The organism is Ferrimicrobium acidiphilum DSM 19497 (genome assembly GCF_000949255.1).
Classification (GTDB): domain Bacteria; phylum Actinomycetota; class Acidimicrobiia; order Acidimicrobiales; family Acidimicrobiaceae; genus Ferrimicrobium; species Ferrimicrobium acidiphilum.
Window position 1 is genome coordinate 13658 of the sequence record NZ_JXUW01000006.1, and the last position, 12653, is coordinate 26310.

Annotated in this window: 8 protein-coding genes and 1 pseudogene; 4 read left to right on the forward strand and 5 right to left on the reverse strand. The window is 54.5% G+C overall.

Annotated features, from left to right (window positions below; translation table 11 throughout):
* Nucleotides 1–32: 32 nt before the first annotated feature.
* The 3 genes from FEAC_RS04410 to FEAC_RS15910 form a co-directional block, all read right to left on the reverse strand.
* Nucleotides 33–1871 (reverse strand): ABC transporter substrate-binding protein, encoded by a 1839-nt coding sequence (locus FEAC_RS04410; protein WP_035392502.1) that lies wholly within the window; start codon nt 1869–1871, stop codon nt 33–35.
* 941 nt (nt 1872–2812) lie between these two features.
* Nucleotides 2813–3511, reverse strand: a complete 699-nt coding sequence (locus tag FEAC_RS15905; RefSeq protein ID WP_035392503.1) for an ABC transporter substrate-binding protein — start codon at nt 3509–3511, stop codon at nt 2813–2815.
* Nucleotides 3504–4655, reverse strand: coding sequence for an ABC transporter substrate-binding protein (locus FEAC_RS15910; protein ID WP_035392506.1), 1152 nt, complete (start codon nt 4653–4655; stop codon nt 3504–3506). The genes FEAC_RS15905 and FEAC_RS15910 overlap by 8 nt, the downstream gene beginning before the upstream one ends.
* 1600 nt (nt 4656–6255) lie before the next feature.
* Here FEAC_RS15910 and FEAC_RS16305 point away from each other — a divergent pair.
* Nucleotides 6256–6894: pseudogene (locus FEAC_RS16305) on the forward strand (DUF7507 domain-containing protein); the annotation flags it as partial.
* 23 nt (nt 6895–6917) lie between these two features.
* On the opposite strand, the gene FEAC_RS14550 reads toward FEAC_RS16305, so the two are convergent.
* Nucleotides 6918–7247 (reverse strand): hypothetical protein, encoded by a 330-nt coding sequence (locus FEAC_RS14550; RefSeq protein ID WP_201773838.1) that lies wholly within the window; start codon nt 7245–7247, stop codon nt 6918–6920.
* Between the two features lie 131 nt (nt 7248–7378).
* On the opposite strand from FEAC_RS14550, the gene FEAC_RS04435 reads away from it, so the two are divergent.
* Nucleotides 7379–8074 carry a class F sortase gene (locus tag FEAC_RS04435; protein WP_035392514.1) on the forward strand — a complete coding sequence of 232 codons (696 nt, stop codon included), beginning with the start codon at nt 7379–7381 and terminating at the stop codon, nt 8072–8074.
* A 203-nt stretch (nt 8075–8277) separates the two neighbouring features.
* On the opposite strand, the gene gpmA is transcribed toward FEAC_RS04435, so the two are convergent.
* Entirely contained in the window at nt 8278–8964 is a 687-nt protein-coding gene (gene gpmA, locus FEAC_RS04440; RefSeq protein ID WP_052565565.1) for a 2,3-diphosphoglycerate-dependent phosphoglycerate mutase, read from the reverse strand.
* Nucleotides 8965–10028: 1064 nt separating this feature from the next.
* Here gpmA and dnaK point away from each other — a divergent pair.
* Both dnaK and FEAC_RS04455 read left to right on the forward strand, forming a co-directional pair.
* Nucleotides 10029–11885 (forward strand): molecular chaperone DnaK, encoded by a 1857-nt coding sequence (gene dnaK / locus FEAC_RS04450; protein WP_035392517.1) that lies wholly within the window; start codon nt 10029–10031, stop codon nt 11883–11885.
* 5 nt (nt 11886–11890) lie between these two features.
* Nucleotides 11891–12643, forward strand: a complete 753-nt coding sequence (locus tag FEAC_RS04455) for a nucleotide exchange factor GrpE (protein ID WP_160290329.1) — start codon at nt 11891–11893, stop codon at nt 12641–12643.
* Nucleotides 12644–12653 lie beyond the last annotated feature (10 nt).

Genomic DNA, 12653 nt, shown 5'->3' on the forward strand with positions numbered 1-12653 from the left:
TCGGTTTGCCGACAGGGGTATTTTGGAGGACTCTACTTCGTAAAATACCAGGTCTCTGGGGCGAGATCGAGGAATGGATTTTGTGTCACCCCGTGGAGCTTGTTAGAGATCGCCGAGATACTATAGGCCGCTGATGGCTGGTAGATCACAGGAAGCGTCTTAGCCATGTAGTTCTGGTAGGAGTTCAGCGCTGCCTGAGCGTTGGCTGCAGTGTGAGTGGCAGCAATCAGCTGGTTCGCCTGGGTATTGGCATAGTTGCCAAATCCAGTGTGACCAGGACCTGAGCCGAACAACTCACCGCCGGTCGGGTAGTTGTCTGGGCTGTACTCCCATCCGCCACCCCAGTTGACCATATCCCACGAGCAGCTTGCCTGCGACGACGTGCAGTGGGGCTGGTCTGTGATGACCGTATTAAAGGGAGCGGCGGAGAGGTTGACAGTGATGCCGACCTGTTTAGCGGCGGAGGCGAACGCGCCCATCTCCTGGGAGAGTGATGTGAGGCCAGAGGCATAGACCATGTTGAAGGTCAAGGTACGTCCCTTGGGCACGCCACTTCCGCACTCTGTCGCCGATGTGCCGGGACTCTCGCAGGTCATAATACCGTTCACAATCTTCCAACCATGAGAGGTAAGGAGGTTCTTCGCGGCAGCAATCGAGTATGGGTACTGGTTGGTCTTTGAGGTGGAGTTCGCGAACGGGTTGCTCGGTGCAAGTGGAACCGGCGAGTAGCTAGGAACCGCATAGCCGTCAAGGAAGTGCGTGATCCAGGCAGGCTGGTCGACTAGGTGCTCAAGCGCCTGCCGGAAGTAGAGTTGCCGGAAGACTGGGCCGTAGGTGGGGTTGTTGTAGTTGATTGGCCAGAAGTTAAAGCCCAGGTCGATCCAGGGTTGAATGCTGTATCCGAGCGATTCTACTGCAGGCTTTTGTGAGATGTCCTGCGTCGGAATGTAGCCATAGGTGACTGCGTTGTTACCCGCGCGAAGGACATTGAACTCTGCGGAAGCTGACGTGAACGGTAGCTCAACAAACTGCGCAAGCTTTGGCTTATCTGGACCCGAGTACTTGGAGTTCGGGACGAAGACAGCCTTGCCTGCGGTGGTGAAGCTCGATAGTTTCCAAGGTCCGTCAACGACTGACCAGATGGGACTGCTCGCGTAGGTTGACAGGTTCTTGGCCTGGGAGTTGAGGAATGAGTAGACAGCTGAAACTCCCGAGGCGGTGGTGTCGGGGAGGTTGGCCGCTGTCGGACTCGGAGCGGGTTGCGAGAGCGAGGTCCTATCCCACGCTATCGGGAACGGAGTAATCTGACTCAACTCGTTGTAGGTGAACCAGGTTGGGCTATAGGCCTTGTTGAGCTTGAACACCACGGTATTTGCGTTCACGGCGGTGGTCGATACGACGTTGTCCGGGAAGGCTCCTGGGACATAGGCTCCCCAGTTGGCCTTTTCGGCCTTGAGCAGGTTCATAAAGAAGACGACGTCACGAGCGGTGACTGGAGTCCCGTTAGACCATTCGTAGTGCTTGAGGGTCACTGTGACGGTAGTGTCACCATTGGAAAATACTGGCTTGTTTCCTATAGAGAGGTTATAGTTGATCGCCGCCTTATTGCCGATGCCGAAGTAGTAGAGCGGCCGATACATGAGAATCTGGAACTGAGCCAGGTTGTTGACCGAGAAGTTGCCGCTGGGTGTGAGCGGAAAGATGTAGTTCGGAGAGGCGCCAGGTCCCTCAGCGAAGTAGGCAGTGCCTCCCTTAATCGGCTGATTTGACGAGGTGGAGGTACCCGCACTTGAAGTGCTTGAGGATCCGCACGCTGCCAGCAATACGGCAGCAGTAGCTGCTAATCCAACAAACTTAAGTGGACGACGCATAGTGGGATTAACCTTTCTGTGAATTTCATTGGAGCCTAATCGACGTACCCTGAGAACAAATCGCACTAAGTGGCGATTATGTTACCGAGTGCGAGTAGTTAAGAGGTGGACTCTTCCCGGCTCGCTGGAAGAGGGTCGAATGAACTATAGCGCTAAGCAAGAGGTTGCTCATCTTCGAAAGTCAGAGCTACTGGTTGCCGATATGAAACGTAAGCGGTTGGAGTTCGGTGGTGCAAGGGGTAGAGGATTCCGAGAGTAGGAAGATTTTGTCGGATGGGTTCAAAGAGCGTCAACTAGGATTCTATGGAAGCAAACGCTCAACTGGTCCGTGGAGATACGCTGATCATGTCCCAGCTAGGACATGAGACCAGCTGACAAGTCAACTCTAAACCCACCATCTCGTCCAACACCGTTGCCCATCCATGGCTCTTCTGCCACCAGGCTCAAAACCAACCCTCGCCCTGGTTTGCCTATGGTGGTCCATTCACCGAGAATCGCGGCGTAGGTGGCCCCTATGCCGTCAACGTTACCGTAGAGGCAAAGCCGGTGTGGACACGTGGAACTGTGGTGCGAGTATCGGATGTTGAGGTAGCGCTGATAGATACCGCTTACGCAGAAGTTGGCGGAGGGATCAGGCTCTCTACGTCATGGGGTGCTGGATAAAAGGTTCGCAACGTGATGAACCAACGCCCAATCTGGCTTGCTTTTGGGCCACATGCCTTCGGCTGAGTTCGCGAGCGACGCCGTTATGCGTTAGCATTCCCGTCTACAAGACTGCCTTCGAGACTATGAGGTGACTGGATCCAAATCTAGCAAACCAGAAGCGGTAAAGTGGAGCAAGCGAGATCTAAGTCGATTCGATTGGAATCGGCAACAGGGAGCTATCACCGCCGGCGGAGGTGTCGTAACCTTGAATGACCGTAGCGCTCGTGGCTTTGCGCTTACTTCGTGAAGTACCATTCCTCTGGCGTCAGATTGAGGTACGGGTTCTGAACGACCCCTCCAAGCTTGCTCGAGATAAGCGAGATGGCGGCATCGGGAAGCGGCCGGTAGATGTCCGGAAGATCCTTGGCCATGTAATTCTGGTATGCGTCCAAGGCAGCGGCTGAGTTCGAAGAAGTGTGGGTCTCGGCGATAAGCGTGTTGGCTGTCACGCTGTCGTAGTTCCCGTAGTTCGATCCAGCGCCGGTGGCAAACAACTCGCCCCCGGTGGGGTAGTTGTCAGGACTGTACTCCCAGGTGCCAGCAAGAATCATCTGCCACTTGCACGAGGGCTGTGACGGTGTGCAGGGAGCTTCGTCAGCAAAGACCGTATTGCCATTGGCGGAAGTCAAAATGATATCGATCCCAGCTTGCTTTGCTGCGGACTGATAGGCTGTCATCTCTTCGTTCAGCGAGGAGCTTCCAGAGTAATACTCTAGGTTGATTACCAAAGCACGGCCCTTCGGTACGCCTGCGCCACACTCTGTCGCCGATGTCCCCGGACTCTCGCAGGTCATGACGCCGTTGACCATCTTAAAACCATGAGAGGTTAGGAGCGCTCTGGCTGCAGACACAGAGTAAGGATAGAGGTCTGTTTTCGATTGCGCATCGGCAAACGGATTGCTGGGCACCACCGGTACTGGTGAGTAGTTAGGCACCGCATAACCCTTTACCCTTTAGGAAGCTCTTCACCCAAGCAGGCTGATCGACCAAGTGTTGGAGAGCTTGCCTGAAGTAGAGTTGTTTGAAAAGTGGCCCAAATGTCGGGTTGTTGAAGTTCATATTCCAATACGAAAACCCGAACTCTACCCAGGGCTTAACGACGTAGCCGATGGACTCTACATATGACTTTTGGCTGATGCTTGTAGTGGGAAGATAGCCGTAGGTGATAGCACCGTTGCCGGCACGAAGCACATTGAATTCGGCGGATGTCGAGGTAAACGGTAGCTCTACAAATTGGTTGAGTTTTGGTTTTACCGGCCCGCTGTATTTGCTATTTGGCACAAAGACTGCCTTGCCGGCTGTCGTGAAGCTCGTTAACTTCCAAGGGCCATCCACGACTGACCAGATCGGGCTGGTGGCGTAGGTGGAGAGATCTTGAGACTGGGAGTTCAACAGCTTGTAGACGGCTTGGGCGCCAGCCGTGGTCGTATCCGGTAGATTCTGCGCGTTCGGACTCGGTGCTGGTTGACTGAGTGATGTTCGGTCCCAAGCGATCGGGAGTGGGGTGATCTGGCTCAGCTCGTTGTAGGTGAACCAGGTGGGGTTATAGGACCCGTTGAGCTGGAATACGACGGTAGAGGGGTTGGGTGCCGAGTAAGACACAACGTTGTCTGGGAAGGCGCCTGGTACATAGGCCCCGTAGCTTGTCTTGTTGGCCTTTAGGAGATTCATCCAAAAGATGACGTCGCGGGCTGTAACCGGAGTGCCGTTTGACCATTCATAGTGCTTGAGGGTGACGGTGACGGTCTTATCGTTGTTCGAGTACACCGGGGGGTTGCCGATCGACAGGTTGTAATCGATCTCTGCTTTATTGCCCTTGCCATAAAAGTAGAGCGGCCGATACATCAAAATCTGGAACTGGGATATGTTGGCGATTGAAAAATCCGCTCCCGGTGTGAGCGGAAAGATATAGTTTGGATTGGCGCCGGCTGCCTCGGCGTAATAAGCTACTCCACCCTTGGTGGCTGAACTCGGTTTCGCCGTGGAGGTCGAAGTCGAGCCGCACGCGGCTAATAATATTGCAGCCGCCGCGCCAACCGCTAGAGCTGAAGTTGCTTTTGGTCCTGATTTTCTAAGCATTGTCCCCGCCCCCTTTGTCTGCGTCTCAAAGACGTTCCGCTAGACCTACAATAACTTGCGTCATGTAAGATTTCGATCAGCAACCTTAGATTGTGTTCTTCTATTAACAATAATTGTCCGCAATGGTGCTTCTGGGCCCGCTACCCAAGCCATGAATGGCACCTCGTTGTTGCACTCGAACTGCTGGGTTGGAAAACCATCGACCAGTCGGAGTGGTGTTGAGAACGATCAACAGATTCGGCCCAATGCAGCCACAATATGATTCTCACTGTCTTGCTGTGGGCCAAAGGTCTCACACCCATGCCAAAAGAGCTGACTTCTGGCCATGGAGGTCGCCTAGCGCCATTGATTGCGTTTTATCTGGCAATCCCTATCAATGTTTTTGCCACCACAAAACACCTTGGTGCGTTGATCCGGTTACATCTCCATTCAACGGGCAAAGTTTCAACTTCGGGTATAGTTTTCGGCTTCGCCACCGGCCACAGCGTTTGCGGTTCGAGAAATATTGGGATCCCCCGATTACTCGGGTTGTCCTTGGTTGCAGCTCTCGTCTGAGTTCATGTTTGAGACAGTGAATGTAGTGGCGGATATGACGACGATCATGCAAAGGGCAGGCTAAACACGGTTGCGATTCCGATGTTGAATACAGCACCGTTCTGTGCGGAAGGAAGCCGACCATACCATAATGAGAGTCCGCCGGTGACGTTGACTCGGGTGTTGATGTTGGACGGACTGTTTCATCGACGCGCGTTTGACGTAAGTTTTCGGTGATCGACGGCATATGCTGACCCGGCTCGGGGCTCTTTCAGCAGAGTGTTGACAGCGGTGCTGTGAATCCTGGCTTGTAAGGAGGAGGCCACTATTATCGGAACCCAAGTGGTAGAACTTTAGAAAACAATGAAAAAATCTCTAAAAATCAGAAGTTTACGCGCATTTATGAATATTATGATCTTGCAGAGTGAGAAATCAAAGCGATCGCCGAGTTCGAAGGTAGTGCCAGATCTTTCAGGGGGTAGGAAATATGCAAAGTACTTACCAACATGGTGGTTTGATGGTTCGGAGGGTCTTACTCTGGGCGTCCATACTTGCGTTGGTGTCCAGCGGAGCATTAGTAGGGTCCGGATTGGCGTCGAGTCAGCTAACTGCCTCGACGTACTCAACCCATAACTGTAACTATGGAACCGGTGGCCCTCTAGCTAACGATATTTGTTGGTTTAATTATGGCAGCAATTATTCGGTAAGTGCTGGGAACACACAGCCTTTTAGGGAGAATCTTCCAAATGGCGACTACGTTAAATTTGATCTGACCTACAGTCCGGAGGACAACAGCAGCCCTACTGTAAATGCAGTAATATCGCCCACCTTTAGTTATGCAGCCTTCGGTAATGCTGGCTATAAGAATGTGAAAGGTTACCCAATCCTCTACGGAGGAGGAGACTCGGCAAAGTGGGAGTTCACGTTATCGAATATTGGGGTGTACTATCCCAGTGGTATCCCCGTTCCGACCTACGAAATCGTTGCCGCTGATGGCGAGACTACCAACAACGGTGAGTCGGTTGTCTTCAAGACAGACGGTGCATCTTGGCAGCCGGTAGGCGACATGCTGCATGAATATGATCCTTCGTCGGGAACCAATGACTCCGTCCGTACTGACAGTACACTCCGATTTGATAACACTTGTGGTGGCAATAGTGGCTATACTTCAACCGAATCTGGAAGTGCATTGTATGCAAACTTAGGTATAGGAACTAGCAAGGTGACTTGCGAAGGCAGTAACAGCAAGGGTGTTGGTGCGTTGGTTGTCTCGTCTGCCAACCCGAGAAAGATTTCTGCAACTGATTTGACGACTGCGGCTGAGCAGGGAGTTGTGTTCGGCGTTGAGACTCCAGCAGCCCAACAAGTTGTTACGCCAACCCCCCCAGCTCCAGTTGCGAGGCTCTCCTTAACCAAAACCGAATCCCCATCCTCGCCCAACCCGATCACCAAAGCGGGCCAGAGCGTTACCTATGACTTTCGTGTCACCAATACAGGCAATACACTCTTAAACGACCTGGTGGTCTCCGATACTCAGTCGGTCCCAGGTGAGGCTCTTAATGGCCCTGTCTCTTGTCCAACAACCTCAGTCGCGGCTGGTGCAAGTGTCACTTGTACCGGTAGCTATACGGTAACTAGTACTGATATTGCCAATGCCGAGGTCACAGATACGGCAGTGGCAAAGGCGACCACCCCAACGGGAATTAACGTTACTAGTAACACCTCGGCTTACACTATCGTGGTCTCGACTCCGACAACAACCACCAAGACTGTGACCCCTACGGCGAAGACAACCACCAAGACTGTGACCCCTACCCCGACAACAACCACCAAGACTGTGACCCCTACGGCGACAACAACCACCAAGACTGTGACCCCTACCCCGACAACAACCACCAAGACTGTGACCCCTACGGCGACAACAACCACCAAGACTGTGACCCCTACCCCGACAACAACCACCAAGACTGTGACCCCTACGGCGAAGACAACCACCAAGACTGTGACCCCTACGGCGAAGTCCTCATCTACCGCCCCTGCTCCGGTTAAGCTGGTCACTGGTCCCCCTAAACCCCCGGCCTCTAGCACCAACGCCCTTCCGCTAGGACTGGGTATAGCAGGACTGGGTATAGCAGGACTTGGTTATCTCGTCATAGAACGCAAGTGCAATACCCAACACGGCAGCACCGATGAGGTCGCATAGTCGCCGCAAGATAGACCGCCAAGGGCGAGGACTCCCAACCAGGGTCCTAGCCCTTGGCGCCAGCCTTGCGATCATCGTTGGAGGAGTCCTAACCTACGAAGGGATCCATAATTCCCCACAGCAGGTGATACATCGAATCATCGTCAAGGACCACAAACGAGCAGTGGAGCTAGCCAAGGCTAAGCCGATCACCAACACCACTCATCTCGTCCCCTGGAACCCAACCCTTCCCAATCAGGTAGCCACTATCACTATCCCTGCCCTTAAAGTCTCTGCTCCCATCCTCGCTGAGGGACCAGTAAATGGAGAGCTCACTATTCCGGCTGATGTCCATAACGTCGGATGGGATGAACAGACCCCTACTCCTGGTCAACCAGGAGTTACTCTGCTAGCCGGTCACGTTAACTGGGTAGGACAAGGAGAGGGAGCTATGGGAGCGATAGGTCAACTCGTCCCTGGGGATCAAGTTATCCTCAACTGGCAAGGACACGAGACCATCTGGCAAGTCAGCTCCAAGCCAACCCTCTCTCCCAACACCGTCGCCCATCCATGGCTCTTCTCCAACCATGGTTCTCCAACCCTTGCCCTTGTCACCTGTGGTGGCCCCTTCACCGAGATACCAGGCGTAGGTGGCTCCTATGCCGATAACGTTATCGTTGAAGCAAAGCCGGTGCAGTCGTAAGGCCGTGGTGATTTCGTCCTCCTTGGGCTGATTCTGTCAGACAATGCAGACGAAGATGCTGATGGAGGAGTCGCATCCACCAGTCATGAATCGCTGGGCAAGGTTGGCGACTGGATTGACCAGCAGCCAAGCTCGCAGGCGGTTGCCCCAAGCGAATTCGATTGAGTTAGCGAGCGACCCGGTTATGGGACTAACAATCGCCCCTACAGGACTGTTTTCGAGATCACCTTATTGTCTTGGTCGAGTTCGTATACAATCGGCTCGCCGTTGGCTATCTCATAGCCGACGATCTCATCATCTGGAATCGACTCTAAGAACTTGACCATGGCGCGCAGCGAGTTACCGTGGGCGCTAACCAGAACCACCTGTTCGTCTTGGAGGAGTGGTTCTATTCGGGTCTCCCAGTAAGGCATCACTCGAACTAAGACATCGGCGAGCGCCTCGGTATAAGGAACATCAGTGGATCTAAGGTCCTTATAGCGAGGGTCGGCCATCAGGCGTTGATGGTCCTCGTCCGAGGTTCGAGGAGGTTGCACGTCATAGCTCCGCCTCCATATCTTCACCTGTTCTGGCCCGAAACGTTCGGCGGTCTCGGCCTTGTTGAGCCCTGAGAGGCCACCGTAGTGACGTTCATTCAACCGCCAGCTCTTCTCGACGGGAACCCACGACCTATCAAGGACCCTTAGGACGGTGTCAGTGGTGTAAATGCAGCGCTTCAGAACTGAGGTCAAGACGATGTCGGGCGTAAGGCCCGCCTCCTTCAGGAGCTTTCCTGCCTTTTCGGCCTCTTCGTAGCCGGTCGGTGTTAGGTCGACATCGACCCAACCGGTGAAGCGGTTCTCTTGGTTATACGTGCTCTGTCCATGACGGAGGAGGATCAGGGTAGCCATAACATCCAGCCTAACGACTGCAGGGCTTGCGCAACAACCGAAACGTCGGGTCTTGTTTACTTCAGTCCGGAGATTCGGTGCGAATGATCGCGATCGTCGGTTAGTCGTTGCGCGTACATGAGACAGCTCCGTGATTCGGAGTTGGCGCGCCCTTTGGCAGAGATTGGACGTCGAAGACGGTGGGCAGACCTGGGTACCTGCTAACAGCGAGTAGACATGGGAGCTATGGGACTCCAAGAGTGCGCAGTGGTCTTCGTATACGAGGCAGCTCGATATAGTAGGAGCACATACCTGGCGATGTCGGATCATAGCCCGTTAAGTTAACAAAAGCGATGGGTGCTGGGAGGTAGGTGCCGATAACGCCGGGCCCTGGGTCGAGAGACTTTTGGAAGCCGCTAGCCATCTGGGTTCAGATGTTGGAGGGGTGAAATAATTGGGTGCGGGAACTAGGGTACGAGAATAGCAAGGTGCTACCGTATTGCGATGACGCGATGACGCGATGACGCGATGACGCGATGACGCGATGACGCGATGACGCGATGACGCGATGACGCGATGACGCGATGATCCAGGTGACGCGATGATCCAGGTGACGACAATAGCAGCCTGACATAGATCCTGTTTCTCACCCGATGAGAAGCTCGACTGGGCTGGCATCCACAAAATGAGTGCGTTAAGGAAGCGAGCCCAGCCAGAAAGCGGGACTAACGCTGGAATTTGTCTACCTGGACTCCAAGCAGTCTCCAAGGCCAAGCTGGACGGCTGGGTGGAGAGGTTGGCAAGGAAGGGAGATCCCCTCGAGAAGGCAACCATGGGCAAGGCCAGCAGTGGTCACCTTGCTTGGCTTCGATGCGATCAGGTCCGATACGTTGGAGTTCGACGCGCATATCGGGTCGATCCTTGAGTGTTGCCTGGTTGTGGTCGCTGGTTTCGTCTGTTGTAGTGCCAGGTGGGGGAGTTGAGAAGATTTCTTTCAAGCTGTGGAATAAAGCTGATGGGTGAAGTGTAGTAAAACTTGATATACTTACACTCAAGTATTTAGTAACAGCTAGAAGGAGGCTCGAGTGGCCAAAGCAGTAGGTATCGATCTTGGAACGACGAACTCCGTCGTCTCAGTTCTTGAGGGAGGCGATCCAACCGTCATCCCTAACTCAGAGGGTGGAAGAACTACACCTTCGATCGTCGCATTCTCAAAAACCGGCGAGGTACTCGTCGGAGAGGTAGCCAAGCGGCAGGCGATCACCAACCCTGACCGGACTATCCGATCGGTCAAGCGTCATATGGGAACTGACTGGACGATTGACATCGACGGCAAGAAGTACACCCCACAGGAGATCAGCTCTAGGATCCTCTCTAAACTCAAGAGGGATGCAGAGGCCTATCTAGGCGATACCGTCAATCAGGCGGTAATCACGGTGCCGGCCTACTTTGACGATGCACAACGCACCGCCACCAAAGAGGCTGGCCAGATCGCCGGGCTTGAGGTACTTCGAATTATTAACGAGCCGACGGCCGCTGCCCTCGCTTATGGTCTTGACAAGGAGACCGAAGACCAGACGGTACTGGTCTTCGACCTAGGTGGAGGTACCTTTGACGTCTCCGTCCTAGAGATCGGTGACGGAGTCTTCGAAGTCAAGTCAACCGCCGGTAACACTCAGCTAGGTGGCGATGACTGGGATCAGCGAGTCATCGATTGGATGATCAAGAGCTTCAAGGACAACGAAGGTGTCGACCTCGGCGCTGACAAGATGGCGATGCAGCGGTTGAAGGAGTCGGCGGAGAAGGCGAAGATCGAACTCTCGGCTTCGTTGGAGACGACGATCAACATTCCATTCATCTCCGCAACCTCCGAAGGGCCAAAGCACCTCGAGATGAAGCTGACCCGTTCACGCTTCCAAGAGCTCACAGCTGACCTCGTCCAGGCCTGCAAAGGCCCGTTCGAGCAGGCGATCAAGGACGCCGGTCTCACCGTTGGTAAGGTCGATCATGTCGTCTTGGTCGGCGGCTCGACTCGCATGCCGGCGATCCAGGACCTGGTACAGCAGATGACCGGCAAGGAGCCACATCGTGGAGTTAACCCAGATGAGGTCGTCGCTGTCGGTGCCGCTATTCAGGCTGGTGTCTTGAAGGGTGAGGTCAAGGACGTTCTGTTGTTGGACGTCACCCCACTGTCGCTCGGTATCGAGACCAAGGGTGGCGTGATGACCAAGTTGATCGAGCGCAATACGACGATCCCAACCAAGCGCACCGAGGTCTTTACTACCGCTGATGACAATCAGCCCTCGGTCGAGATCCATGTGCTCCAGGGTGAGCGTGATATGGCGTCCTATAACAAGACGCTTGGCCGCTTCCAGCTGGTAGGCATTCCGCCAGCCCCTCGTGGGATTCCACAGATCGAGGTCACCTTTGACATCGATGCCAACGGTATCGTCCACGTCTCGGCGAAGGATCGTGCCACCAACAAGGAGCAGTCGATCACCATCACCGGCACTACCTCGCTCTCCAAGGAGGAGATCGACCAGATGATGCGTGATGCCGAGGCACATGTCGCCGAGGATAAGCAGCGCAAGGAGGAGGCCGAGGTTCGGAACAATGCCGATACCCTCGTCTACCAGACCGAGAAGCTGCTCACCGAACAGGGTGACAAACTCGAAGGTCCTGAGCGCGATAAGGTCACCGAGGCTTTGAACGAGGTAAAGCACTCGCTTGACGGCACCGATATCGCTGCCATCAAGTCAGCGACCGACGCCCTTATGTCAGCCTCGCAGGGGTTTACGCAACGACTCTACGAGGAAGCCTCACGACAGGCATCAGCTAGCGGCGCCGCCGATGGTACTGCTGGTCCTAGCGCTTCTGATGGAGATGCTGGTGGCGACGACGAAGTCGTTGATGCCGAGATCGTCGACGAACCCAAGGAGTGATGCGCATGGCCGATGAGAGATTCGACGAAGAGCCCCAAAGTTCGAACGAACGGCAGAGAGCTGAGAAGGAGGCGCCTTTCGATGGAGAGGCGCCCTCCAATCCTCGGAACGAGCGCTCGGGCGCAGATGAAGAGGTTAGCGACGCCAGTGGAGATGATCAGGTGGATGCCGGAAGCTCCCCGGAGGGAGAAGCCAGCACTGAAGATGTTAAGTTAGGTGATCCTGATTTCGGCGGTGCTGAGCGCTCCGAAACTGGTGAGTCGGCCGAGGCGGAGTTCGATCTAGATGCGCTCGACTTCGAGCCAGAGATCAACGATCCACTCGCGGATGCCGAGCGTGAACGTGACTCCTATCTTGAGGCTCTCCAGCACCTGCAGGCGGACTTTGAGAACTACAAGAAGCGAGTGCTAAGACAGCAGAGCGAGCTTGGGGCGGCTGGGTCTCGTAACCTGGTGACTAAGTTGTTGCCGGCGCTTGACACACTCACGCTTGCACTTGCTCACGCGACCTCGGAGTCGGGTTCAGATGAGGTAGCCTCGGTGCTCTCACAGATCAGCGCCGCCTTTGTAGAGGTGTTAGCCAAAGAGGGCCTAGAGGTAATCGAACCGTTGGGGAAACGTTTTAACCCTGAGGAGGCAGAGGCTGTCGCGCACGAAGATGGAGACGGCGAGCCTACGGTGAGCGAGGTCTTTCGTGTTGGCTATCGCTGGCATGGACAGACATTACGCCCAGCGATGGTGAAGGTCACCGGTTCGTGAGAGATGGAGG

Excerpts from the sequence above, each read along its gene's own strand:
- FEAC_RS04410 (WP_035392502.1), bottom strand. The coding sequence starts at position 1,871 with ATGCGTCGTCCACTTAAGTTTGTTGGATTAGCAGCTACTGCTGCCGTA.
- FEAC_RS15910 (WP_035392506.1), bottom strand. The coding sequence starts at position 4,655 with ATGCTTAGAAAATCAGGACCAAAAGCAACTTCAGCTCTAGCGGTTGGC.
- FEAC_RS04435 (WP_035392514.1), top strand. The coding sequence starts at position 7,379 with ATGAGGTCGCATAGTCGCCGCAAGATAGACCGCCAAGGGCGAGGACTC.
- gpmA (WP_052565565.1), bottom strand. The coding sequence starts at position 8,964 with ATGGCTACCCTGATCCTCCTCCGTCATGGACAGAGCACGTATAACCAA.
- FEAC_RS04455 (WP_160290329.1), top strand. The coding sequence starts at position 11,891 with ATGGCCGATGAGAGATTCGACGAAGAGCCCCAAAGTTCGAACGAACGG.